The sequence below is a fragment of the Syntrophotalea acetylenivorans genome (assembly GCF_001887775.1).
Classification (GTDB): domain Bacteria; phylum Desulfobacterota; class Desulfuromonadia; order Desulfuromonadales; family Syntrophotaleaceae; genus Syntrophotalea_A; species Syntrophotalea_A acetylenivorans.
In genome coordinates this window covers 2,223,226-2,246,705 of record NZ_CP015519.1, presented here as the reverse complement: position 1 = coordinate 2,246,705, position 23,480 = coordinate 2,223,226, and the positions used below count along the sequence as shown (strand labels likewise).

Sequence of the window (23,480 nt, the reverse complement as noted above, 5' to 3'; positions counted from 1 at the left end):
AGAAAAGATGGCTGTCAAGGTCGAAAAAATAGACGAGTGCCGCTGGCGGATTCCCCGGGAAGGGGCGATGCGCACGGAAGGGCTGATCTATGCCAGTCGCCAGATGATGGCGGTATTGCAGCGGGAACAGGCTCTTGAGCAGGTTCGCAATGTCGCTACCCTGCCCGGCATCGTCGGCCCTTCCCTGGCCATGCCGGATATTCACTGGGGCTACGGCTTTCCCATCGGCGGGGTGGCGGCTTTCGACGCCGAGGAAGGGATAGTCTCCCCCGGCGGGGTCGGTTACGACATTAACTGCGGTGTGCGGCTGATGCGTTCCAGCCTGGCAGTGACCGATGTGCGGCCCCATCTGAAGACCCTGGCCGACAGCCTCTTTCAGCGTGTTCCTTCCGGGGTCGGTTCCAGCCGGCGGGACTTCCGCCTGAATCAGGAGGAAGAACGCCAGGTGTTGCTACGGGGAGCACGCTGGGTGGTGGAGCAGGGTCTGGGGACGGCCGAGGACCTCAACCATATCGAGGCCGGCGGTTGTATCGATGGGGCCGACCCGGAATTCCTTTCCGATAGGGCCCTGGAGAGGGGTCGTGATCAGCTTGGGACCCTCGGCTCCGGAAATCATTTCATCGAGGTTCAGCAGGTCGAAGAAATACACGATCCGGTCGCCGCCGATGTGTTGGGCTTGTTTCCCGGCCAGATCACGGTGACCATTCATACCGGCAGCCGTGGTCTCGGCTATCAGGTCTGCGACGATTATTTGCGGGTGATGCTGCGGGCGGCAGCTAAATACGGAATCACCCTGCCCGATCGCCAGCTTTGCTGTGCCCCGTTGAGCAGTCCGGAGGGACGCCAATATCTGGCGGCCATGGCCTGTGCAGCCAATTATGCCTTTGCCAACCGGCAACTGATAACGGCTTCGGTACGCCAAACCTTTGAAGAGGTGTTGGGTGCTGGTGCCGAGGCCCTGCAGCTGTCCCTTATTTACGACGTATGTCACAATATAGCCAAGTGGGAGCAGCACGTTTTCGAAGGCAAAAAGCGCCGGCTTTGTGTGCATCGCAAGGGGGCGACCCGGGCCTTCCCTCCCGGTCACGCCGAGATTCCCGCCTGCTATCGCTCTATCGGTCAGCCGGTGCTGATTCCTGGTGATATGGGAAGATATTCCTATGTCCTGGTCGGTACCGCCGGCGCCATGAATGAAACCTTCGGCTCCATCTGTCACGGAGCCGGCCGGGTTCTGTCCCGACATAAGGCCAAAAAAGCCGCACGCGGCCGCAATATTTTCGCGGAACTCGCCGATCGGGGAATCTTGCTGCGGGCCGCGGGACGAGGCACGGTGGCGGAAGAAATCAGCGAAGCCTACAAGGACGTGACCGAGGTGGTGGGCGTGGTGCAGCAGGCCGGCATCGGCCGTATCGTGGCCCGGCTTAAACCCATGGCAGTCATCAAAGGCTGATAGCGTTGCAAAAAATCCACCCTTCTGCGTTACGGCGCCTTTTCTGGACCTCGACATACTGATGTGTGCCTTCGCCCCTGAAAAAGCACCAAGCCTTGAAGGATGCAGTTTTTGCTTAGCTATCGAAGTTTTGGGGCGAGTGTCGCGAGCTTATTTGACGATTTGGTTTCGGCCAAAGGAAGGTAGCGATGAAGGTCTTTGTCACAGGTGGCACCGGCTTCGTCGGTCGCGAAGTGATTCGGCAGCTATTGGCCGCAGGGCATGAGCCGGCTTGCCTGGTACGGCCCGGCTCGGAACACAAGTTGCCCGAAGTGCAGGGGCTGACCATCCGTTTCGGCGATGTGACCAAGCCGGCCTCCCTCGACGGTGCTCTTCTGGACTGTCAGGCGGTAATTCACCTGGTCGGTATTATCCGCGAATTTGCCGACCGCGGCATTACCTTCGACCGGCTTCACCGGCAGGGCACGGCCAATATAGTGGCGGCCGCCGAATCTCAGCAGGTTGGGCGCTTCGTCCATATGAGCAGCAACGGGGTCAAGGAGAATGCCGCAACCGAATACTATCGCAGCAAATGGCAGGCCGAACAGGTTCTGCGTGGCAGCGGTCTGAGCTGGACTATCTTTCGCCCCTCGGTGATCTTCGGTGCAGAGGACGATTTCTGCAACCGCCTGGCGGAGATGATCCGGCGTTTGCCGGTGGTGCCGGTTCTGGGCAACGGCCGTTACCGCATCGCTCCGGTAGCGGTGGAGGATGTCGCGGCCGGTTTCGTCGCCGCCCTGCAGGAGCCGGCCAGCATTGGCCGCGTCTATCCTGTCTGCGGCCGGGACAGTTTCACTTTTAACGAATTGCTCGACCAGATCGGCCGCGCTCTGGGCCGCTCCCGCGTAAGCAAGGCCCACCATCCCCTCTTTCTGGTCAAACCGCTGGTAGCCAGTCTTCAGTTCCTCCCCTCTTTCCCTCTGACCAGCGAGCAGCTCACCATGTTGGTGGCTGGAAATGTTTGTGATCCGCATCCCTGGATGGAGGATTTCGGAATTGAGCCGAGGTCTTTTGCCGAGGCGATTACCCGACAATTTCAGGGAACACCGAGCTGATCCGGTGATTCGGGTTTTCCTCCTGATCTAAAAAGAGAACAGAAACTTCGTAGGTCCAAACGCAGAAAGGAACGCGGAAACCTTGAAGATGCCTTGTTGGTTTTAAAACCCAGCAACTCCTACGATCAATTTTGGCAAGAGAAAAGGACCGACCGTTCTAGCAATCAACTTTCAGAAGGGGGGCCGCCCAAAGGAATTGCTGCCAAGGTAAGATGACTCAAGAGGAGTTAGCCTTTACCTTGTCTGCGTGACGGCATGCTCCACGCAGTGGCAAGGCGTTTTTTGCTTACTTTTTGTTGCCGCTTGGACAAAAAGGAAGGCGGCTGGCGGGACGCAACCCGCCGGTTTTAAATCTGGTTTCTAAGGAAGGCCAGTCTCTGAATTTTACTGCCTCAGTGGAGAAAACGAAATCAGTAGTTTTCTTCCGCTTCCTGCTCCAGCCGACTGAGATAAACCCTCAACGCCGCCTTCAGAGCACCAACAGCCAAATTGGAGCAGTGCATCTTGTCGGGAGGGAGGCCTCCCAGGGCTTTGGCAATTTCAGTCTCGGTCAACTCCAAAGCTTCGTTCACCGAGCGACCGGTGGCCATAACGCTGGTCATGGAGGCGGTGGCGATGGCAGCGGCGCAGCCCAACACCTTGTATTTCATCTCGCTGATAATATGGTCGTCTATTTTTAGAAAGACCAGCAGGAAGTCGCCACAGGAAGGTTCACCGTATTGCACGGCTACGGTCGCATCTTCGATGTAGCCGATGTTGTGTGGATTGGTGAAATGTTCAATAACGGCGGGGCTGTACATGGGTACCTCGGTGTTCGCAATAGGTGACTTTCAGGGACAGTCACGATAGTAGGTCCTGAGCGCTGATTCGTCAAGCAGGGTGAGTTCTCTACAAACGCAAGAACCCCGTGAACCGGCAAAGGGCCACGGGGTTGCCGCATCATAGAGTCGATAATATTTGTTATTTGCGGGATAAAAACCTGTCCACGGAGGCCATTCCGCCGCCACTTAGTACCAAGGCCAGGGAGATGGCGATGGCCAGCAGATGATATTCGATGCCTTCGCCCGCCTGATTTCCGAACCAGTTCATAAAAAAGCCGTGCTTCAAGTGCACGATGCCAATGGCCCCGACCATCACCGCAAAGATACCGGCTGCGGCGAGGCGGGTTAGAAAACCGACGATCAGGCCGATGGCGCCGAGAAATTCAGCGGCCACCACCAGCACTGCCACCAGCAGCGGCAGACCCATGCCCTGGGTGAAAGCATCAAGAGTGTTGTTCAGGCCGTGGCCACCGAACCAGCCAAGGGCCTTTTGGGCGCCGTGGATGAAAAACACGCCACCGAGAATCAGACGCAGAACCGCCAGCGAGAGATCATCCGGGGTAGACAGCAGTTTTTTTATCATGGAATCCTCCTTGGGAGAGACCTGAATGGAAATATCTTTTACTGTTAATTAAGTTATCATTTCTCCCGGGGCTGTCAATTGCAGGTCGAATAAGTCCTTTGCCGGCGGGCGCTTTTCTTTTTTGGGCACATTCTCTATAATGGCGCCTTTCGTGCGAAGAAACGGATATTTCATGGACCAGGTAATTCATCCCCAGGCCGCCGAGGACATGCGCCGGGCCATTCGGGCCGCAAACGGCAACGAGGTCTTCTTTCTCGGTCATACCGACAGCGAATTACGCTTAAGCGAGGTCGAGGTGCTGGCCCGGGGCAATGCCGAGGCGGTACCGGCGGTTCTGCAAGCCTGCCGTTTCGGGGACGTCGTTATTCACAATCATCCCGGAGGACAGCTGCAGCCTTCTTCCGCCGATGTGGAGATTGCTTCCCGGTTGGGCTCTCTTGGGGTGGCATTCTATATTGTGGATAACTCTGTGGAAAGTGTGTATAAGGTGGTTGAGCCCTTTGCGCCGCGCCTGGAAGAGCATGTGGATCCACAGCGTATTGCGGAACTGCTCGGCCCCGAAGGGGTGGTGGCCGACAGTCTGCCCGGCTACGAAGAACGGCCCGAGCAGTTGCGCATGGCATTTGCCGTCGGCGAAGCTTTCAACCGAGGTCAGCTGACCACCATCGAAGCCGGCACCGGAACCGGCAAGAGTTTAGCCTACCTGCTGCCGGCCATCCTCTGGGCTCTGGCCAACGAGGAACGGGTGGTGGTCTCGACCAACACCATCAACCTGCAGGAACAGCTGGTTCGTAAGGACCTGCCCTTTCTGCAGCGGGCCACCGGCCTGCGTTTTCGTGCCGTGTTGGTCAAAGGGCGCGGTAACTACCTCTGCCGCCGCCGCACCGAGACGGCTCACCTGGAGCCGGGGCTGTTCGATGACGAGTTGACCGGGGAGTTCAACAGCATCCTCGCCTGGGCCGAACAGACCAGTGACGGCTCCAAAGAAGAGCTGTCCTTTATCCCCCGCAGCCAAGTGTGGGAGGAAGTCTGTTGCGAGCCCGATCAATGCGCCCGGGTTCGGTGTGCTCACTATGGCGACTGCTTCTTTCACAAGGCTCGCCGGTTGGCGTCTCAGGCCGATCTGCTGGTGGTCAATCACGCCCTGCTGCTGTCCGACTTGGCCCTGCGCCTGCAGACCGATAACTATACGACCACCGCGGTGCTGCCGCCTTTCGATCGGGTGATCCTCGACGAAGCCCATCACCTGGAGGACGTCGCCACCCGCTATTTCTCTACCCAGGTAACCCGCTTCGCCTTCGCCCGGGTGCTCAATCGCCTGCGCCATCCGCGCAAGGCCGAGCGAGGCCTGCTGCCCCGGTTTCTGGCCAAGTTGTCTGCAGAACTGCCGGACAGCGAGGATGCCCTCTATCGGCGTTTGCATGAGCGTATCGAGTCTTTGATTGTCGATCGTCAGCAGCTTTTCGACCGAGCCGTTGCCGATCTTGAGGATATCGGCCGTGATCTCGCGGATCACCTGAAGCAGGATATCAGCGAACGGGAGGAGATCAAACAGCGCCTGGTGCCGAAACTGACCGGCAGCGATTTTTGGACTTCGGTCAGCGAGCGGGTTCGTCAGTTGAGCCGCCAGACGGAAGATCTGGCCAAAGCCCTGGCGGCGTTGCTCAAGGATTGTGAAGCACTACCCGAGCTGGTCGCCGAGAAGCTGAACTCCCCCCTTACCGATCTGAGGGGCGTGGTCGGACGCCTCGGCGGTATCGCCACCGATCTGAGCTGTTTTATCGCTACCGACGAGTCAACCTGCGGCTGGTTCGAGGTCAAACAGGGACGCATCGGCCGCGGCCAGGGCGTCATCACCCGCCTCTGCACCGCGCCTCTGGCGGTAGCGGAGCGCCTCAAGCAGGCTCTTTACGACCGGTTCCGCACCGTGGTTATGACCAGTGCCACCCTGGCCGTCGCCGACTCCTTCAGCTACTTTAAGGAACGGGTCGGTATCGACCGGGCAGAGCCGACCCGGATCACCGAACTGCTGCTGCAGTCGCCCTTTGATTTTGCCAGTCAGGCTTTGGTGGTGGTGCCTACCGATGTGCCCGAGCCGGGCCGGGGCGGCTACGGCGAAATGGTCCGGGACCTGAGCGAGAAGGCCATCGTCAGTGCCGACGGCCGTTCCTTCGTGTTGTTTACCGCCTATTCCCTGTTGCGCCGGGTCCATGGCGAGCTGTCCCCGGTGCTCGGAGCCCGCGGTTATCGCTGTCTGCGCCAGGGGGAGGAAAACCGCCATCGGCTGCTCAAGACCTTTGCCGGCGATGCCACCAGTGTGCTGTTCGGCACCGATTCCTTTTGGGAGGGGGTCGATGTCCCGGGGCGGGCTTTGGAGCAGGTCATTATTACCCGCCTGCCCTTCAAGGTGCCTACCGAACCGGTGCTCGAAGCGCGGGCAGAGGCTATCGAAAAGGCCGGGGGCGACCCCTTCATGAGCTACACGGTGCCCCAGGCGGCGATCAAGTTCAAGCAGGGCTTCGGCCGTCTGATTCGCCACCGCAACGACCGTGGGGTGGTGCTGATTCTCGACAGCAGGGTGGTCAAGAAGGGCTACGGACGCATCTTCCTCCGCTCCCTGCCTGACGCCCGTGTGCTGACCGGGCCAGCGGAACAGGTACTGGGGGAAATGGCCAGTTTTCAGGCTGAACTATCCACGGCCGACTGATTTTATAACTTAACGACAAGAAGATATAGAAAGGACATTATCCATGATTATTGTTACCGGCGGGGCCGGATTTATTGGCAGCAACATCGTACAGGCTCTCAACGCCCGGGGACGGACCGACATTTTGGTGGTGGACGACCTGACCGACGGTACCAAGTTCGCCAACATTGCAGACGCTCAATTGGCTGACTATATGGACAAGGCCGAATTCCTGGAAAAACTCGAAGCCGGCGACGACTTCGGCGGCGCCATCGAGGCGGTGCTGCATCAGGGTGCCTGTTCCACCACCACCGAGTGGGACGGCCGCTACATGATGGAAAACAACTACCGTTACTCCAAGGTTCTGCTGCACTGGTGTTTGGAACGCTCCGTCCCCTTTATTTACGCTTCCAGCGCCGCCACCTACGGCGGCGGCACGGTGTTCAACGAAGACCCCCGGTACGAGCAGCCCCTCAACGTCTACGGCTATTCCAAGGTGCTCTTCGATCAGTACGTGCGGCGGATTCTGCCCACGGCCAAAAGCCAGATTGCCGGTTTCCGCTACTTCAACGTTTACGGTCCCCGGGAGCAGCACAAGGGCAGCATGGCCAGCGTTGCCTTCCATCTCAACAACCAGCTGCTCGCCGAAGGCAAGGTTAAGCTCTTTGAAGGTTGCGACGGTTACGGTAACGGCGAGCAGCGCCGCGACTTCGTCTACGTCGGCAACGTGGTCGACGTTAACCTCTGGTTCCTCGACAACTCGAAGGTCTCCGGCATCTTCAATGTCGGTACCGGTCGAAGCCAGAGCTTCAACGATGTGGCCAAAGGGGTGCTCAAAGCCCACGACCGCGGCGAATTGATCTATGTCCCCTTCCCGGACAAGTTGAAAGGACGCTATCAAAGCTTCACCGAGGCCGATCTGACCCGGTTGCGGGCTGCCGGCTATGACGGTGAGTTCCTCACCGTTGAGCAGGGCGTGGAACGTTATATGGAATGGTTGAAGGATAACCCGGGGGTTTGATAGGTTGTCCCTGTTTTGATTAGGTTGTCTGCTGAACTTCTTTGAGCCTCGCCGGTTTCGACCGGCGGGGTATTGCAGTGACTTTGCATTTGGTTTGTTGGTTTTAAAACTCAGCAACCCTTCGATCAATGATGGGAAGAGAAACGGAACGATCGTTTTAGCAATCAACTTCCGAAAGAAGGGCCGCGCGAAGAAAGTGCTGTCGCTGCGGGATGGCTCAAGGGGTGTTAGCCTTCTCAGACCATCCGTAATAGCATGCTCCACGCAGTGGCCAGTGGCAGCCATTTTTTGCCTACTTTTTGTTGGCTTGGACAAAAAGTATGGCGGCTGGCGGGCCGCGACCCGCCGGTGTTGCTCTTTGTTTTGAACTATCTGAAATAAGCAATTTTAAATCAACTTGGCCCGTCCCTCTTCCCTTTTCCCTCCCCTCTGGATTACACTCAGACATGGCCAAATTCGATCTCCAATCCGAATATCAACCCCGTGGCGACCAGCCGCGGGCCATCGAAGAGCTGTCCGCCGGTATCGAGCGGGGCGACGGCCATCAGGTTTTGCTCGGTGTCACCGGTTCGGGCAAGACCTTCACCGTGGCCAATGTCATTAACCAGGTGCAGCGGCCGGCTCTGGTTTTGGCCCATAACAAAACCCTGGCCGCCCAGCTCTACGGCGAATTTAAAGAGCTGTTTCCCAACAACGCCGTCGAGTATTTTGTCTCCTACTACGACTACTATCAGCCCGAAGCCTACGTTGCCAGCACCGATACCTTTATCGAAAAGGATTCCTCCATCAATGAGGAGATCGACAAGCTGCGCCACAGCGCCACCCGCAGCCTGCTGTCCCGCAACGATGTCCTGATCGTCGCTTCCGTCTCCTGCATCTACGGCCTCGGTTCGCCGGAGGCCTACTTTGGCATGCTGATCCGTCTCGAAGAGGGACAGGAGCTGGAGCGCAACGACCTGCTGCGCCGCTTGGTAGATATCCAGTACAGCCGCAACGACGTCGATTTTCATCGCGGTACCTTTCGGGTGCGGGGCGATACGGTGGAGATCTTTCCCGCCTACGAGGAAGACCGGGCCCTGCGCATCGAGTTCTTCGGCGACGAGATCGAGGCCATCAGCGAGATCGACCCGATTCGCGGCAAGGTCACCGACCGCCTGGAGCGCACCGCCATCTTCCCTGCCAGTCACTATGTCGCCACCCGGCCGACTCTGGATCGGGCGATCAAGGAGATTCAGGAAGAGCTGCGGGAGCGTATCGTCTACTTCCGCGAGCGCAACATGTTGGTCGAGGCCCAACGCATCGAGCAGCGCACCCTGTTCGACATCGAAATGATGGAAGAGATGGGCTATTGCCAGGGTATCGAGAACTACTCGCGTTTTCTCGACGGCCGCAAAGTCGGTCAGCCGCCGGCCACCCTCTTCGACTACTTTCCCGACAACTCGTTGCTGTTCATCGATGAGAGCCACGTTTCTGTTTCCCAGGTTGGCGCCATGTACCGAGGCGACCGTTCGCGCAAGGAAAACCTGGTCAACTACGGCTTCCGCCTGCCCAGCGCCCTCGACAACCGGCCTCTCAAGTTCGAGGAGTTCGAGGCCAAGGGCATCCAGACCGTCTACGTCTCGGCCACCCCGGCCGACTACGAGCTGACCAAGGCCGAGGGTGTGGTGGTCGAGCAGATCGTCCGTCCCACCGGCCTTATCGATCCGCCCATCGAAGTGCGCCCGGCCAGCGGCCAGGTCGACGATCTGATCGACGAGGTGCGCACCACCGTCGAGCGCGGAGAGCGCATCCTGGTCACCACCCTCACCAAGCGCATGGCCGAGGAGCTCACCGGCTATCTCAAGGAACTCGGCATCAAGGTGCGCTACCTCCATTCCGATATTCACACTATGGAGCGGATGGAGATCATTCGCGATCTGCGCAAGGGGGTGTTCGACGTGCTGGTCGGCATCAACCTGCTGCGCGAGGGGCTCGATATCCCCGAGGTCTCTCTGGTGACGATCCTCGACGCCGACAAGGAAGGCTTCCTGCGCTCCGAGCGTTCGCTGATTCAGACCTGCGGTCGCGCCGCCCGAAATGTCGATGGCCGAGTCATCATGTACGGCGACAAGATCACCCGATCCATGCAGGCCTGCATCAACGAGACCGAGCGGCGGCGCGTTGTCCAGTTAGCGTATAACGAAGAGCACGGCATCACCCCGCAGACGGTCAAGAAGTCACTGCGTACCATCCTCGAAGACATTGCCGAAAAGGATTACGCCGAGCTACCGCAGGTGGCCGAGGAAGGCGCCGAGTGGCACACACCCAACGAGTTGCGCGAAGAGATCGCCCGCCTCAAGGCCGAGATGCTGCAGGCCGCCGGGGATCTGGAGTTTGAAAAGGCCGCCGAACTGCGGGACAAAATGCTGGTGCTGGAAAAGCAGGAATTACTGGTACGGGATGGGTGAAAAAATGGGGTAGCAATGCTGCCGACCCTTGGTTTTGGATAGAATTATCAGGCCAGGTAGATTCTAGTCGTAAGTACACCAGTTGCAGGCTGGTAGGGCAAGCTTGCCATCTTGCAAATGTGACAGTATGGTCCCCAGTGATGAACCAATAAACAACGTTCTCGGAAGCCCCCTCCAGGTTAGAGTGGTAAAAGGTTCCTTTTAAAGAGTAGCGTGTGCATTGCTGACTTATTCCTCGGTAGTCATGATGCGATTTCTACCACTGTTCTTGGCTTTGTACATGGTAATATCTGCGGCACGAATCATGTCGCTTGGTTCAGTAATGTTCTTCGATGGAAAACTGCAGATGCCGCTGCTGATGGTGAAGTTAATCGAGTAGGAGCCGAACTGCAGTTGAAAGGCCTCGATCCTTCTGCGCATTCGTTCCATGATCTCGTAAGAGTCGGCAAGAGACGCGCCCGGAAGTACCAGAAGAAATTCCTCGCCTCCATAACGTACAATGAAATCCGAAGAACGCAGGTCACCCTGCATCTGCGTTGTAACGCTCCGAAGGACCTCATCTCCCGCCTGATGGCCAAAAGTATCGTTGATGGTCTTGAAATGATCGATGTCAATGAGGCAGAGCGAGAACGAGGTACTGAATCGCTGGGCCCTGCTGAACTCTTCCTGCAATCTCTTCATGCCGAACCGGCGATTGAGCGAGCCTGTCAACTCATCCATTGCCGCAAGCTCTTCAAGGCGACGGATCAGGTTGCTGTTATACAGGAAAGGGGTTGCCTGTTGGATGAAGTTCTTGCTTTCCAGGCCGCTGAAGGACCTGGCGAATTCATTTTTGGCAAGCAGTATAGCAACGCCTATTTTCTGGTCCTGGTATCGCAGTGGAATGAAAGCGATTGAATCGGGAACTAACTCTCCCAGGACGATATTGAGTTTCACGGGATTGTTTTGCAGGTTCTCGTAACGCATGCATTCCTTTTTCTCCATGACCCGATAAAGCTCATCCTGGTCAACCATCTCAAAGTCGACCTGTGCATGTTTCGTTTTAAGCAGGGAAAATGTTCCTTTGTCGTAGCTTATAATACAGCCCCCATCACCCCCAAAATACGCGATAAAGCTGTCCAGCACTACATCCGCTATATCCTTTACCGAGAGTCGCTGTTTAAGCTCCTCAAGAAAGCGGGTGGTGATCATCTCGGCTTTCATAGAATTCTGAATCGTCTTGATAAAGTCATTGAACGAGTTTGTGATATTGCCGACGATCGGGTCGTCAGACTTAACCGTGATGAGGCATTCGTCGTCGTTGCACTCGATGGCCTCCTCTCTGCGGGCACTGTCGAGTTTCTCTCTAAAAGCGGTGAGTTTGGTACTGACCGATTCGAGAAAGTCATAGAAAATACTTTTGAAAACAAAAAAGTTGAATCCTCCAACAAGCAGGCCGGCAATGATGCACATGCTGAAAAACTTGAAGGTAAGCACCTGTTCCGAGGCGAGATTGAGGACGAGTTTTACGAAGAAGGGGAAGATGATGCCGATAAAAACCCCAAATCCCACCATGATGACTAATAATTTGTTTGTGAATGTTGATTTGATTTTCATATGAAAAAATGAGCCGGAGCCCCTCGTTTTGATAAGTTGGCAGAAAAAGTGATTGGAAAGTCATTAATATAAACATATATCTATTACGATATAAAAGAGAAAAATCAGAAAACTGAATGGCGATAGGTTTTTCATATTCTCCAATGGATGTTTTCAGTCGCAGGCGCAGAATTTTTCCGAATCATCAAAAGGGCACAGCTAAGACATCAGGGACCATGCTGTCACTGCCTTTGCATTGTTCTGCAAAAACAAACAAAAAGACCTCCCGGTAAATGGGAGGTCTTTTTGTTTGTTGGGTTCATTTCTTAATATAGAAAGCTGGCAATCTTGCGCAATTCTTTTTAAAGCCCAGGGATTCCGATAGGGCCAGGAAGGTCCGGGATACCGCACCCTGAAAGCAAGACTGTAATAAGAAAACCCAAGATCAAAAGCGCCATATGTTTCATATAAAATTCTCCTGAAAGCATAATTCAAAAAAGGGTGCTGGGGACAGGTTTAACAGGTAAGAATTTTCCCCTGTACCACCTCAAGCAAATGCTCCAGACTATAATCCTTTTTGGCAGGCAATTCCAGTTGTTTGACCGTCTGGCTCAGGCAAGATAAATCCGGAGCAAGCAGTCTGGTCCAGTCGTGCTCACTGCCCCCCCCTCTGCCTTCCCTGAATTCGACAATGCGAGGAAACGGATGCCTGCAAAGATACTGCCTATTGTCTATAGTGACTAAAAAACTACGTCAAATAACGTAAAAATTCCGTCGGGTGAAGGTTGTGTTAGAGGCATTGTTCGGAACAATCAACAGGGAACGGGTGTTGCTGTATCTGCTGGCGCGTGAAGAGGGTTATCCGCGGTAAGTGGCCAAGTTCTATGCCACCGATCTGCGGGCGATCCAGAATCAGTTCGAGAAGCTGGAGGCCGGCAGGGTGGTGTACAGCCGCATGATCGGCAATACGCGGCTCTATGCGTTCGATCCGCGCTATCCATTTTTGGCAGAGCTGAAAAGCCTTCTGGAAAAAGCGCTGAGCTTTTATCCCGAGGCCGAAAGGAATCGCCTTACCATGTCACGGCGGCGTCCAAGGCAAAAAGGGAAGCCGTTGTGAAAGAAGTTGGCAGCATGAGCATGGCAGAGCTGGCGGCTTTCGTCTGTAGCCATTTGAATTCACAGGGGTTCAGGGGACACCATGCTCATTCGCTAAGCTTCGAGTCTGGTAAGGTCTTAGAATTCAAGTGCTATTTTCCATCTTCCCGCGCCACAGCTTCAACCTCATACCAATCAATCTTCCGCGTCACATACATCACCAGCGCCAGAATCACCAACAGCCCGACACTCCCTAGAATCAGCGCATAATCCTCGAGCTGCAGCACGATAAACAGGTAGCAGTAGAGGATGCTCAGAATCCCCGCGATGGTCAGGGCGAACTTGCTGTTGGAGATGATGGCCCAGGCATAGCCTGAGACAAGCAGGGTCACCGAGCCCGCCGACAGGATGTAGGCCAGGTTGAAGGGGATGTACTCGGACAATGACAGGACCAGGGTGTAGAAAATCAGGATGGCCATGCCGACCAGCAGGTACTGGATCGGGTGGATGCGTCGCTTGTTGATGATTTCGGAGAAGAAGAAGGCAAAAAAGGTGAAGACCAGGAACATGACGGCGTATTTGGCCAGCCGCGTCGACTTCTGATAGATATCGGCGGTCATGATCAGCTCAAGGCCGAAGGCCGACGGGGTGACCTTGTACTTGGAGCCTTGCCAAAACTGAGGGAAGTTCCGGTTCAGGTGCAGCACCTTCCAGTCGGCGGTAAAACCCTCTTTACTCACTTCACGGGTTACCGGCAGAAAGGCGCCGTTAAAACTGGGCGAAGGCCAGGGCGAGGTCATGCGGACGGTGGTGGTTTCGCCGACGGGGATCAGGTCGATCTGCTCGCTGCCGTTCAGGTTCAGGTCGAAGGAAAAAGCGTTGGATGCTTGCGCCGAGAGGGGCTGGACCAGGGTGCTGACCCCGGCTCCGGCCAGGTCGGTGGTTTTGAGTCCCGGGTTGGCATTGTATTCGACCCCGTTGAAGGCCAGGACGATCTTCTCCCGGATGCCGCGCATGTCGGTGATACCGAGGGAAAGACAGGCCTTATTCCAGAGGATATTTTTTGGTTCGACGTTCAGCTGACTGGCAGGGGGCAGCTTGAAGTTGCCGTTAAAGGTCAGTCTGGTGTTGTACAGCACTGCTTCAAAGAGGCTGCGATAACGCACCTCCGGAGTCATGTCGCCACTGATGTCGAGTGTTTCGGGAAGAAAATGCAGGTACTTGAGATTGAAGCGGGTTTTGCCCCGGTCGTCCTTGTAATAAGTCTTGAAGGGCACGGTCAGAAAGGGCCCGGTGATGGTCTGGCTGTCGCCCCATTTCTGGCTGATCTCCCGGACCACCGTATCGCGCCGCTGCTGGCGTTCCCGGATCAGGCCCTTGACCATCGAGGCCGGTATGAGCAGCAACAGGATCAGGATGCCGACGGAGATGATTTTCAGGGTGATGGAGCGTTTGATGTATTGAGAGGTTTTTTTGACGAGATCCAGCTGGTTTTCCATGGGGGGGTTCCTTTCAAGCGATGGAATGCAGCAGAGTGGAGCAGCGGTTTGAATGAATTTACCCTCCGCATATTAAACATCTCTATGAATTCATTCAAGAAATTATTGAGTTATATCTATCGAGTGGGCTGATCGAAGGTGGTGCGGGAGAGGGAGGGGGGAGGCTAGAACAGCTGATCCGCCGAAAGGGTCAGAAAGCGATCCCCTGTTTGGCGGATTGAGTTTTGACATCTAGTGAAGCCCGCCGGGATCATCCGGCGGGCTTTCGCGTTTTTTGGAATCAGTAGCGCCAGTTGATAAAGACCATACCCGGTGCAACTTCATTGGGGAGATCGGTGAACCAGCCTTTGGTTTGATTCATGATGTTGAGAATACCAATTTGGACCCCTTTGTCGCAGGTGTCGGCAAAGTTGATAAAACCGAGCTGCAAACCGTGCAATTTGGTCGCATAGTTAAACGCCGCTCCCTGCACGCCGGTGGCTGTTCCCGAGGCGTAGTTGGCGAGGAAGGCCAACTGCAACCCTTTATAGTTTTGCGCATAATTCGCCAAAAAGCCGAGGGACAGACCGGAACTGGTCCCCGTGGAGCCGTTGACAATCCCGAGTGTTAGAGCGTCTTGGGGATTTTCACTCCAGATACCCAGGGATACGCCGCCGATGCGGGTGCCTCTGGGATGGATGGCGAGATCGGGGGTAATGCTCGCCTGAAAGCTGTTAGATGCGGCAAATGCACCGGTAGAAATGAGACAGAACAAAAGCGTAAGTAGCCATTTTTTCATGTTTACTTTCTCCACGTTAAGATATTGAAATAGCATTGCGACGACCTGCAAACGTAAGGGGCCCGACCATTATCGAGTCACTAAGAGAAGTTCGGGCCGATGTTGATTTCCAGTCTGATAGAGCAAGATTTGGTCCCAATTAACCAAAGAGGGAGAAATAGACCGCATAATATATTGTTTTCAATTTCTTTTAGATTTGTCTACCGAATGAAACCAGCTGTTTTGGCATTTGTTTTTATGACTTGATGGTTTGAATATCGCGATTGAATCAGGGCTTGGGATTCAGGATTTCGAAAAATTGAATTTTCGTCACGTCGTTATTTGGCGACTTGAATTTGAAACCTGGAGGCATGTGTTGGAGAAGCAGGGCCTGCCTATGCAGGACGGGCAAGAGGTATGCAAAAAGAATCTCTGAACGGTCCTATTCGTGGATTGGGGGAAAAGAGTCAGCCCTGCCCAACTCCCCATCCGCCATTTTGATATGCCCTACCTGTTGCCAGGGAAAGCCGAGCAGCTCGGAGCCGACAGCATCAACGGCTACGGGGTCGAAACCGCCCACCAGTTTATTGACCGGCGGATCGCAGGTCGGCCCGCCGAGGTGATAATCGGAAAGGCCAATGCTGGCGTCGATGAAGGCCAGGTCTGGTTTCCGATAGCGGTTCAGCTCGAAGATCGAACTCTGCATCTGTTTATGAAAGGCCGACTTTTTCCAATGACCGCCGCGCTGGTAGTAGGCCGGTGGCGCCACGCCGATCATGTTTTTCATGCTCAGGGTGACGGTGGATAGGGAATGGGCCTTGAGGACTGCGGCAGAGAGGACAAAGCTCTCCATCACCAGGCGTGGCATCATAAAGGTAGGAAAGACTTTGTTGCGCGGATCGCGCAGTTCAATCAACCCCGCTTCATTGAGGTCGACCAGCTCGATTCCCTCTTCTTTTGCCAATCGGTCGTAGCCGTGGATGGCGAATACCTCATCGGTGGTCAGATGTTTTTCGCCGGTTCCCTCGGCGATGATGATCTCCGCGTCGCTCCATTGGCGGCAGGCTCGCACCAGGGCGGCGCAAGCGGCCACCGGCAAAGTTACCGGCGGCGGGGAGGCATTGACCAGGTTGGGTTTGATCAGGATGCGCTGCTGGCGGCGGAGCAGTTCGGGCGCGCCGATGTTTTTCAGCAAGGAGGGAATGGTCTCTTCGTAAGAGATAAATTCGGCTGTGGCGCAGGGTCGTTGCATGGGGATATTGTAACGGCTGTAAGGCGAAGAAGTAAACCGTTTCGCTGCTCTCGCAGGTTATGACGCCAGAGGTTGGTTACTCCTCTGGGTTATCGCTCTGGGCGAGCTTTACTTCTTCCAGTTTGGCGCTGACTTCACTGAAGCTGCCGTGAAACACTTCACCGTCTTCACAATAGGGTTCTTCGTTGATAACCAGGTAGTATTTGCCTTCGTCTTCTTTGAAGACGCTGTAGGCGTAAGCGCCGAAACTTTCAGTGTAGATGGCTACAGGTGTCATGTGATCTCTCCTTCTCTTGATAACGTGTTTAAGTGTTTGACCTTGAAAAGTCGCAAGATCGGCGGGTCGCGGCCCGCCAGACGCCCTGCTTTTTGTCCAAGCCAACAAAAAGTAGGCAAAAAAGGGCTGCCACTGCGTGGAGCATGCTGTCGCGTAGCTAAGAAGAAGACTAACCCTTCTTGAATTATCTGGCGGATTCAACTAACAAGTGCAACGGATTCCTTGCTGAAGAATACCTCGTTCGGGGTTCGATAACCAAGGCACTTTCTTGGTCGATTATTCAGCCGCTCCATCGCAAACTGAATTTCTTCGTCAGTAACCGTTCTCAAGTCACGGTCTTTGGGAAAATACTGGCGAATCAGGCCGTTCATGTTTTCGTTGGTCCCTCGCTCCCATGATGCGTAGGGTCGAGCAAAGTAAAAATCGGCTGTTAGGGCCTTGGCAATATCCTTGTGTCGGGCAAACTCTTTGCCGTTGTCCGAGGTCAGCGTATGAACTCGATCGTCATGGGGACTGAGTAATCGGATGATCGTTGTTGCCACTTGGTCAGCGGTCTTTCTCTCAACTTTTGCAATTAGGGCTAGGCGAGCTTTGCGGTCCGTTAACGAAACAATGGCCTGCTTATGCCCTTTGCCGATAACCGTATCAAGCTCCCAATCGCCCAGGCGAGAACGATGCTCTACAATGGCGGGTCTGGTCTTGATACATTGTCGATCAGGTAGCTGGCCGCGACGGTCTCTAGCGCCATAACGCTTCTTGCGTTGTTTTTGACAGCGTAGATGTTTGTACAGGTCGCCTCCAGTACTCTTATCCGCCAGAACGTATTGGTAGATTCGTTCATGGCTCGCCGAGGGGCGACCGGTTCTGCGCAGCCAGCCAGAAATCTGCTCGGGGCTCCAGTCGAGCCGAAGACGACTTTTGATCAGGGACCAAGTCTCAGCGGTGATTCGAATGCGAGGCTTTTCCCGATGTCTTTTTTGAGCCAGCTGATGGGCTTGCTTGGGGCGGTAGCCCCGTTGCCCGCAGTTGCGCTTGAGTTCACGGCTGATCGTTGCCTTGTTTACTCCGAGCACCTCGGCGATTTTAGATTGCGAATGCCCTGCTTTCTTGAGAGCGTAAATCTGGTATCTTTGCTCTTGGGCAAGCTGCGTGTAGTTTTTCATCTGTGCTCCTTTGACCGGCTAGTCTAGGTGGCATAGATGCTACCGCAGCTTGCTCACTTAAACCAACCGTGCAAAGTTGCACTTACGAATTGAACCCAGGTCTTACAACAACAGCAATTTCTTTGGGCGGCCCCTCTTTCGGAAGTTGATTGCTGAAATTATCGGTCCGTTTCTTTTGCCAACAGTGGTCGAAGGGGCTGCTGGTTTAAAACCAGTCAATGTATATATAAGGTTGTTAAGTGACCCTTTTCTGGCTGGGATGAGAAATCATTCTAATGCTGTAAATGCCGCAAAGGCAGCTTTGGCCACGGCGGTATTGTCAATGTAGGCACAGCGCACCGGGTCGTGGCCCTGAACCATGCGAAGCAACCTTTCGGCTCCCTGGCCCTTGGCAAACAGCGGAATCAGGCTGTTGGTGTGGTAGTCGTGGTGCCATTCCATTCCCGGTAGCTGATTTCGGCCTCGGTTGACAAGGGGCTGCCAATCCGGATCGGAACCGGAACCGGTGAGGCAGCCGGTTTCGTGATCTCCGGTGACGATCAGCAGGGTCTCTTCCCAGCTGCTCTGAGTTTCCACCCAGCGAACCACTGCCGCCACCGTGCGGTCGAAGTCGAGCTGTTCCTCGATCATGCGCCCCGACTGGTTGTCGTGGCTGGCCCAGTCTACCGCCCCTCCTTCAATCATCAGGAAAAACCCGTCAGGATCGTTGTCGAGAACGTTGAGGGCCGCGCGGCTCAATTCGGTCAGCGTCGGCACGGTTTTAAGCAAAGGCACCGCGTAGGGCCGCGCGTGCAACTCTCCACTGCGCCCCTGTTGCAGGGTCTTGCCTGCCTGGGGAATACCGAGCAGTCGCTTGGGGGCGGCGCCCATGGCCAGTTGCTGAAAAGCGCTGCGTTCCTCAACAAGGGTCCAGGGGTCGGCCCGGCCGTCACCGTCGGCATCGCCGCCCAGGGAGCCTGCCTGCAGCTCAGCCCAGGTGTCTTTATCACCGACGGACTTAAAGGTGCGGGCCGCAGGGAGTCGGCGACCGTCTCCGTCAAAGAAGGGATGGCCGCAGCCAATGATCACGTCTACAGCGCTGTCGCGTAACATGATGTTGGCTATGGTGGAACCGTTTTTGCGGTTCAGGTCATGTACCGCGAAGGCCGCCGGCGTGGCATGGGAGAAGGGAACGCTGGTCACCAGGCCGCTGGCCTTGCCAAGCTTTTCAGCGCGTTCGACCAGGTTTTCCACCGGACGCAGGCTGCCGTCTTTGCCGGGAACCATACCGATGGTGCCGCGATGAGTTTTGTGGCCGCTGGCCATGGCGGTGGCGGCCGCGGCCGAGTCGGTGGCGCCCTGGTTTATCGATTCGAAGGAGGCCCATGCCTTTTCACCAGCGTAACTGCCATCAAGGGCATAGGTGCTCATGGCCAGGCGCACCGGAAAATCGGCATAAACCTGACAGTTTGCGCGCCCATTGGCGTAGATGCTGGCCGCCTCGCTGTGGTTATAGCCCATGCCGTCGCTGATCATAATGATGACGTTTTTGGTCGGCGATCTTTGCGCCGCCCCGGCGGCGATAGGCAGGACACCGCTAAATACAGCCAGAAACAAACAGGCAAAGAAGTGTCGCGGGGTGAACATGTTTAACTCCTGGGTGAACAGGCAGGGGAGAGGTTGCGGCGGGTACTCGCAGCCGACTTGACATCCTGGTACAGGGACTAAGCCGCTCGCCACAGCATTTCAAATAGTTTTCAAGTCTTCGGCAGCGCGCAGATCCTTAAGTTTGTCGTGCACGTCATCGAAGGAGCCCTCGAACAGATGTCCGTCTTCCTTATAGGGCTGTTCGTCAATGACCAGGAAGTAGCTGTCGCTTTCCTCGTCCTGGCAGATGGTATAACGATGCTCGGCGCTGTCTTCGCTGTAGACTACTAAAGATCCCATGGATACTTTCCTTGTTGGCGTCCCCAAAAGTCCGTTCTACAACGTTTTTCAGGGTCGCGACATGCTCGAGCATGGTTTCATCCCTTAAAAAGCCATGTCTTGCAGAACGAAGTTTTTACGAGAGCACTTTCTTTGCGTGAGGGTCCAATGCAATCGTTGATTCTTAAGCCTTCATTAGAGACGGTCTTTAATTGTACCTGAAAAACTTGCCTGTCAACATTGTTTTTGGAAATAAAAAGGATTTCTACAGACGCAGCTTGTAGCCGCTGCCGAGCAACACGGCTGCCCAGGTGAAGAGCGCTGCAGCCATCAGTCCGGAAACGAGAAAGGCTGTACTTAGAGACAGGTCGCCGACTCCGAGAATCGCATGGCGAAAGCCGTCGATGAGGTAGAGCATGGGATTGAAGTGAGATAGCCGCGCCCAGAAGGGCGGCAGGATAGAGACCGGGTAGAAGACTCCGCCGAGATAGATCAGCGGCAGGATCAGAAAGTTATTGTACATCGACAGCCCATCGAAATTTTTGGCGTAGATAGCGGCGATGAGGCCGAACTGGGCGAACAGAAAGCTGGCCAGGGCCGCCATGGCGGCCGCCGCCCAAGGGGAGACGAAGGGTAGTTCGGCAAAGAAGCAAGAAATGATCAGCACTACGGTACCGACCAGCAGGCCTCGAAGCATGGCCGCCAGGGTGTAGGCCAGGATGAATTGTGGTGGCGTCAGGGGCGTGACCAGCAGGTCGACGATATTACCCAGGTAGCGAGAAATGAATAGAGACGATGAGGTGTTTGCGAAGCTGTTATTGATGACCCCCATCAGGACCAGTCCGGGGATAACGAACTGGGCGTAGGAGAAATCCTCCAGCACCGAGATACGCTGGCCGAGGGTGGCGCCGAACACGAACAAATAGAGGGAGGCGGTGACGATGGGGGTGAGCAGGGTCTGAAAGGAGACCCGCAGAAAACGTCGTACCTCTTTTTGCAGCAGGGTTGCGAAGGGCAGCCAGGGTATAAAACGTTGCTTTTGGCGGAGGCGGTCGATCATGACGAGCTCCCCTTGCGGTCGGTGAGTTGTAAACCGGTGAGATCGAGGAATACTTCTTCCAGGCCTGGCCGCGGCAGTTCAATATCGCGGATCGGCAGATCGAGTTGCGCCAGTGTCTGCAGGACTTCGGCCATGGCCACTTCACCGGCCAAACTGATTCTCAGCAGTTGACCGTTCTCTTCTAGTTGGCCTTGCAAGGGCTCCAGTGCGGTGGGGACCTGGTCGAGGGGAGCATTAAGATGCAGCAGCATCGAGCGGCTGTCGAGGCGAGCCAACAGGTCGGCGGTCCGTTCCAGGGCCACCAGTTTGCCGCCGCTCATGATAGCTATGCGGCCACACATCTGCTCCGCTTCTTCCAGGTAGTGGGTGGTGAGCAGCACCGTGGTACCGGCCTGGTTCATCTCCCGCACGAAATCCCACAGGGCGCGGCGCAGTTCCACATCGACTCCGGCGGTCGGTTCGTCGAGAATCAGCAGTTGCGGCTTGTGAATCAGCGCCTTGGCGACCATGAAACGACGTTTGAGGCCACCTGACAGTTTCATCATGGATTTATGCAGGTGAGGGCCGAGGCCGAGGCGTTCGATAAGCAACTCACGCCAGGAGTTATCGCTGCGTACACCGTAATAGCCGGCATGAATTTTCAAAGCCCGGTCAATGGTGAAAAAGTGGTCGGTGACGATTTCCTGGTGCATGACCCCAACCAATCGCCGGGTTAGACGATAGTCCTTCACCGCATCATGGCCAAAGATACGTACGGTGCCGCTGTCGATGCGGCAGACGCCGCTGATCATGTTGATGGTGGTGCTCTTGCCGGCGCCGTTGGGTCCGAGCAGGCCGAAAATCTCTCCCGGTTCGATGCTCAGGGAGAGGTCGTCGACGGCTTTGGTGCCGGCGAAGCTTTTTTGCAGATGGTTTATTTCGAGGGCAGGCTTCATTGTCGGAACTCTAGCAATAATTAGGGTAAAGATCAAACAGGGAGCTTGCGGAGATTGGCTTTAAAACAAGAACCTAGTTGTTTACTTGGGGCAAGTTGACGTCCCATTAAGGTCCAAGGCTTTCACCACAGAGTTCACGGAGGACACGGAGAAACACAATTAAAACAGAGGATTTTCTCTGTGTTCTCTAGTGAGCGCAGCGAACGAGTGGTAAAGGTCCTAGGCTTGTTTGATCTGCGAATGCGCAGCATCAGGTTTCATCTGCGTCCAAATCGAGGTTCAAAATCTTTTCGGGACGCTGATGAACGCAGATAGAGCCAACATTCTAGGCGATGCGGAAAAGAACAGGGGACAGCTTTTCAGTAATCTAATCCGCCAGCACTACCCGGTTGCGCCCGGTTTCTTTGGCATGGTAGAGGGCCTGATCGGCCTTGGCAATAAGATCGTCAGGTTGACTGCCCCGTTGTGGGACCATGCTGGCGATGCCGACACTGACGGTGATTTTGTTGGAGATGCCTGACGCTATGTGGGGTAGAGCCAGGGACTCTACGGCGGCTCGACACTGTTCGCCCAGAGATCTGGCGGCGCAGTCCGTATGGGGCAGAATCAGGGCAAATTCCTCGCCCCCGTAGCGGGCTACCAGATCCCGCGGCCGGGAGGTCTGATCATGAAGTGTCCGTGCTACCCGGCGCAGGCAATGGTCTCCCTGCAGGTGGCCGTAATGATCGTTATAGGCTTTGAAACAGTCGATGTCGATCAGCATCAGAGTGAGCGGTTGTTGTTCGCGAATGCCCCGTTTCCATTCGACGTCCAGGTGACAGTCGAAGTTTCGACGATTGGCGATGCCGGTCAGGCCGTCGGTCATGGACAGGCTGGCCAGTTTATCGTTGGTTTCGTGCAGTTTGCGAGTCCGGGCCTTGACCAACTCTTCGATTTCCGCTGAACGGATGGCGGCCATCCGCAGATAGGCAGCGATCAGAAAAGTGAAAATAAATCCGGATAGCATGATCAGGTATGGAACCCGGCTGCTGTGATAATTCAAGTAGCTATCCGTCGGTAGGGCGCGAATGCGCCATTGGTGACCGGCTATCACCGGTAGTTCATCCAGGTAAGCCGCTGCCGCGACCGGTGTTCCAACAGGCGCTCGATGGTGATAAAGAATTCGATGTTCCAAATCCGCAGTATGGTCCAAAAGGGTCAGGTCGATGCCTGGGGTGACATGCTTTTCCAGCAACCTTGCCAGTAGGTCGTCAACGTTAAAAAAGCCGGCGATAAAGCCGCGCAAAGGGCGGGCGGAATCCTTTGAATCAGCGGCGTCAAGGACCGGAAGCAGGGCAAATACTCCCCGAAGCTCAGGTTCATTGGCAAACAGGGGAAATTGAAGGATTGCCTGTAACCTGCCCTGACTCAGGCCAGCCTCGAGAGCCGGGCGTATGGCTGGAACCGCAGCCAGATCAAAGCCGAGCAGGCCGCTGCGGCGCTGTTCAGGGGAAAGGTAGTCGAGGGGATAGCTCGGCTCGCCTGTCGGGTGCTCGATTTGCGGTACCCAGCCCAGGGCCAGGATGTTCGAATGGCGAGCCAGGGTTTCCGTGGCGACCCGCTGGAATTCTTTATCGGACACGATGGTCGAACCGTCAAACAAGGCTTTGAGCAGATAGAGGGCTTCGAATTGGAAGGTCAGTTCCTGATAAAACTGGTTTCCGATGGCATCGACTTCAGCCTCGAATCCGGCCAGGGTCTCCCGCCGCTCTTGCCGATAGAAGCTACCGGCAAGCAGGGCGCTTAAGGTCAGGCTGGCCAGAATAACGCACAGCATGGCCACTTTTTGCGCTGGTTTTATCGGCATGCGAGCCCCCCCCC

The 23,480-nt window shown here is 55.6% G+C and carries 20 protein-coding genes; 7 read left to right on the top strand and 13 right to left on the bottom strand.

Features of this window, described 5'->3' with window-relative positions; genetic code table 11:
- The first annotated feature begins 7 nt into the window (after nucleotides 1–7).
- Together A7E78_RS10310 and A7E78_RS10305 are read left to right on the top strand one after the other, a co-directional pair.
- Nucleotides 8–1,450 (top strand): RtcB family protein, encoded by a 1,443-nt coding sequence (locus A7E78_RS10310; RefSeq protein ID WP_072284144.1) that lies wholly within the window; start codon nucleotides 8–10, stop codon nucleotides 1,448–1,450.
- 188 nt (nucleotides 1,451–1,638) lie between these two features.
- Nucleotides 1,639–2,544 carry a complex I NDUFA9 subunit family protein gene (locus tag A7E78_RS10305; RefSeq protein WP_072284143.1) on the top strand — a complete coding sequence of 302 codons (906 nt, stop codon included), beginning with the start codon at nucleotides 1,639–1,641 and terminating at the stop codon, nucleotides 2,542–2,544.
- A gap of 410 nt (nucleotides 2,545–2,954) precedes the next feature.
- On the opposite strand, the gene A7E78_RS10300 is transcribed toward A7E78_RS10305, so the two are convergent.
- Nucleotides 2,955–3,344, bottom strand: coding sequence for an iron-sulfur cluster assembly scaffold protein (locus A7E78_RS10300; protein WP_072284142.1), 390 nt, complete (start codon nucleotides 3,342–3,344; stop codon nucleotides 2,955–2,957).
- 160 nt (nucleotides 3,345–3,504) lie between these two features.
- A complete protein-coding gene (locus A7E78_RS10295; protein ID WP_072284141.1) occupies nucleotides 3,505–3,948 on the bottom strand; it encodes a DoxX family protein in 444 nt (147 codons plus the stop codon).
- Nucleotides 3,949–4,120: 172 nt separating this feature from the next.
- Here A7E78_RS10295 and A7E78_RS10290 point away from each other — a divergent pair, with 172 nt between their 5' ends.
- The 3 genes from A7E78_RS10290 (at nucleotide 4,121) to uvrB (ending at nucleotide 10,102) form a co-directional block, all read left to right on the top strand.
- Entirely contained in the window at nucleotides 4,121–6,655 is a 2,535-nt protein-coding gene (locus tag A7E78_RS10290; protein ID WP_072284140.1) for a helicase C-terminal domain-containing protein, read from the top strand.
- 43 nt (nucleotides 6,656–6,698) lie between these two features.
- A complete protein-coding gene (gene rfaD / locus A7E78_RS10285) occupies nucleotides 6,699–7,655 on the top strand; it encodes an ADP-glyceromanno-heptose 6-epimerase (RefSeq protein WP_072284139.1) in 957 nt (318 codons plus the stop codon).
- A 446-nt stretch (nucleotides 7,656–8,101) separates the two neighbouring features.
- On the top strand, nucleotides 8,102–10,102 hold the full coding sequence (gene uvrB / locus A7E78_RS10280) for an excinuclease ABC subunit UvrB (protein WP_072284138.1): 2,001 nt from the start codon (nucleotides 8,102–8,104) through the stop codon (nucleotides 10,100–10,102).
- A gap of 228 nt (nucleotides 10,103–10,330) precedes the next feature.
- On the opposite strand, the gene A7E78_RS15075 is transcribed toward uvrB, so the two are convergent.
- Nucleotides 10,331–11,116 carry a sensor domain-containing diguanylate cyclase gene (locus A7E78_RS15075; RefSeq protein WP_158516101.1) on the bottom strand — a complete coding sequence of 262 codons (786 nt, stop codon included), beginning with the start codon at nucleotides 11,114–11,116 and terminating at the stop codon, nucleotides 10,331–10,333.
- 18 nt (nucleotides 11,117–11,134) lie between these two features.
- Between A7E78_RS15075 and A7E78_RS15070 the strand changes: the two genes are divergently transcribed.
- Complete coding sequence (locus A7E78_RS15070) at nucleotides 11,135–11,665, top strand: hypothetical protein (RefSeq protein ID WP_158516100.1); 531 nt, start codon at nucleotides 11,135–11,137, stop codon at nucleotides 11,663–11,665.
- An 883-nt stretch (nucleotides 11,666–12,548) separates the two neighbouring features.
- Nucleotides 12,549–12,794, top strand: coding sequence for an ArsR family transcriptional regulator (locus A7E78_RS10270; protein WP_235606732.1), 246 nt, complete (start codon nucleotides 12,549–12,551; stop codon nucleotides 12,792–12,794).
- A 130-nt stretch (nucleotides 12,795–12,924) separates the two neighbouring features.
- Here the strand turns inward: A7E78_RS10270 and creD are convergent, their stop codons facing one another.
- The 10 genes from creD to A7E78_RS10220 form a co-directional block, all read right to left on the bottom strand.
- Entirely contained in the window at nucleotides 12,925–14,271 is a 1,347-nt protein-coding gene (gene creD / locus A7E78_RS10265) for a cell envelope integrity protein CreD (RefSeq protein WP_072284136.1), read from the bottom strand.
- Between the two features lie 280 nt (nucleotides 14,272–14,551).
- On the bottom strand, nucleotides 14,552–15,049 hold the full coding sequence (locus tag A7E78_RS10260; protein ID WP_072284135.1) for a hypothetical protein: 498 nt from the start codon (nucleotides 15,047–15,049) through the stop codon (nucleotides 14,552–14,554).
- Between the two features lie 421 nt (nucleotides 15,050–15,470).
- Nucleotides 15,471–16,280 (bottom strand): DUF362 domain-containing protein, encoded by an 810-nt coding sequence (locus tag A7E78_RS10255; protein ID WP_072284134.1) that lies wholly within the window; start codon nucleotides 16,278–16,280, stop codon nucleotides 15,471–15,473.
- A gap of 76 nt (nucleotides 16,281–16,356) precedes the next feature.
- Entirely contained in the window at nucleotides 16,357–16,557 is a 201-nt protein-coding gene (locus A7E78_RS10250; RefSeq protein ID WP_072284133.1) for a hypothetical protein, read from the bottom strand.
- 197 nt (nucleotides 16,558–16,754) lie between these two features.
- A complete protein-coding gene (locus A7E78_RS10245; RefSeq protein WP_072284132.1) occupies nucleotides 16,755–17,720 on the bottom strand; it encodes an IS30 family transposase in 966 nt (321 codons plus the stop codon).
- A gap of 267 nt (nucleotides 17,721–17,987) precedes the next feature.
- Entirely contained in the window at nucleotides 17,988–19,346 is a 1,359-nt protein-coding gene (locus A7E78_RS10240; protein ID WP_072284131.1) for an alkaline phosphatase, read from the bottom strand.
- 99 nt (nucleotides 19,347–19,445) lie between these two features.
- Entirely contained in the window at nucleotides 19,446–19,646 is a 201-nt protein-coding gene (locus tag A7E78_RS10235) for a hypothetical protein (RefSeq protein WP_072284130.1), read from the bottom strand.
- A 244-nt stretch (nucleotides 19,647–19,890) separates the two neighbouring features.
- Nucleotides 19,891–20,685, bottom strand: coding sequence for an ABC transporter permease (locus A7E78_RS10230; protein ID WP_072284129.1), 795 nt, complete (start codon nucleotides 20,683–20,685; stop codon nucleotides 19,891–19,893).
- Nucleotides 20,682–21,620, bottom strand: a complete 939-nt coding sequence (locus A7E78_RS10225) for an ABC transporter ATP-binding protein (RefSeq protein WP_072284128.1) — start codon at nucleotides 21,618–21,620, stop codon at nucleotides 20,682–20,684. Before A7E78_RS10225 ends, A7E78_RS10230 begins: the two co-directional genes overlap by 4 nt.
- Nucleotides 21,621–21,987: 367 nt before the next feature.
- Nucleotides 21,988–23,466 (bottom strand): GGDEF domain-containing protein, encoded by a 1,479-nt coding sequence (locus A7E78_RS10220; RefSeq protein ID WP_072284127.1) that lies wholly within the window; start codon nucleotides 23,464–23,466, stop codon nucleotides 21,988–21,990.
- Between the last annotated feature and the right edge of the window lie 14 nt (nucleotides 23,467–23,480).

Coding starts and splice junctions, on each gene's coding strand:
- A7E78_RS10260 (WP_072284135.1), bottom strand. CDS start 15,049: ATGAAAAAATGGCTACTTACGCTTTTGTTCTGTCTCATTTCTACCGGT.
- A7E78_RS10290 (WP_072284140.1), top strand. CDS start 4,121: ATGGACCAGGTAATTCATCCCCAGGCCGCCGAGGACATGCGCCGGGCC.
- A7E78_RS10300 (WP_072284142.1), bottom strand. CDS start 3,344: ATGTACAGCCCCGCCGTTATTGAACATTTCACCAATCCACACAACATC.
- A7E78_RS10250 (WP_072284133.1), bottom strand. CDS start 16,557: ATGACACCTGTAGCCATCTACACTGAAAGTTTCGGCGCTTACGCCTAC.
- A7E78_RS10230 (WP_072284129.1), bottom strand. CDS start 20,685: ATGATCGACCGCCTCCGCCAAAAGCAACGTTTTATACCCTGGCTGCCC.
- A7E78_RS15070 (WP_158516100.1), top strand. CDS start 11,135: ATGTTTCGTTTTAAGCAGGGAAAATGTTCCTTTGTCGTAGCTTATAAT.
- rfaD (WP_072284139.1), top strand. CDS start 6,699: ATGATTATTGTTACCGGCGGGGCCGGATTTATTGGCAGCAACATCGTA.
- A7E78_RS10295 (WP_072284141.1), bottom strand. CDS start 3,948: ATGATAAAAAAACTGCTGTCTACCCCGGATGATCTCTCGCTGGCGGTT.
- creD (WP_072284136.1), bottom strand. CDS start 14,271: ATGGAAAACCAGCTGGATCTCGTCAAAAAAACCTCTCAATACATCAAA.
- A7E78_RS15075 (WP_158516101.1), bottom strand. CDS start 11,116: ATGGTTGACCAGGATGAGCTTTATCGGGTCATGGAGAAAAAGGAATGC.
- A7E78_RS10240 (WP_072284131.1), bottom strand. CDS start 19,346: ATGTTCACCCCGCGACACTTCTTTGCCTGTTTGTTTCTGGCTGTATTT.
- A7E78_RS10255 (WP_072284134.1), bottom strand. CDS start 16,280: ATGCAACGACCCTGCGCCACAGCCGAATTTATCTCTTACGAAGAGACC.
- A7E78_RS10235 (WP_072284130.1), bottom strand. CDS start 19,646: ATGGGATCTTTAGTAGTCTACAGCGAAGACAGCGCCGAGCATCGTTAT.
- uvrB (WP_072284138.1), top strand. CDS start 8,102: ATGGCCAAATTCGATCTCCAATCCGAATATCAACCCCGTGGCGACCAG.
- A7E78_RS10305 (WP_072284143.1), top strand. CDS start 1,639: ATGAAGGTCTTTGTCACAGGTGGCACCGGCTTCGTCGGTCGCGAAGTG.
- A7E78_RS10245 (WP_072284132.1), bottom strand. CDS start 17,720: ATGAAAAACTACACGCAGCTTGCCCAAGAGCAAAGATACCAGATTTAC.
- A7E78_RS10220 (WP_072284127.1), bottom strand. CDS start 23,466: ATGCCGATAAAACCAGCGCAAAAAGTGGCCATGCTGTGCGTTATTCTG.
- A7E78_RS10310 (WP_072284144.1), top strand. CDS start 8: ATGGCTGTCAAGGTCGAAAAAATAGACGAGTGCCGCTGGCGGATTCCC.
- A7E78_RS10225 (WP_072284128.1), bottom strand. CDS start 21,620: ATGAAGCCTGCCCTCGAAATAAACCATCTGCAAAAAAGCTTCGCCGGC.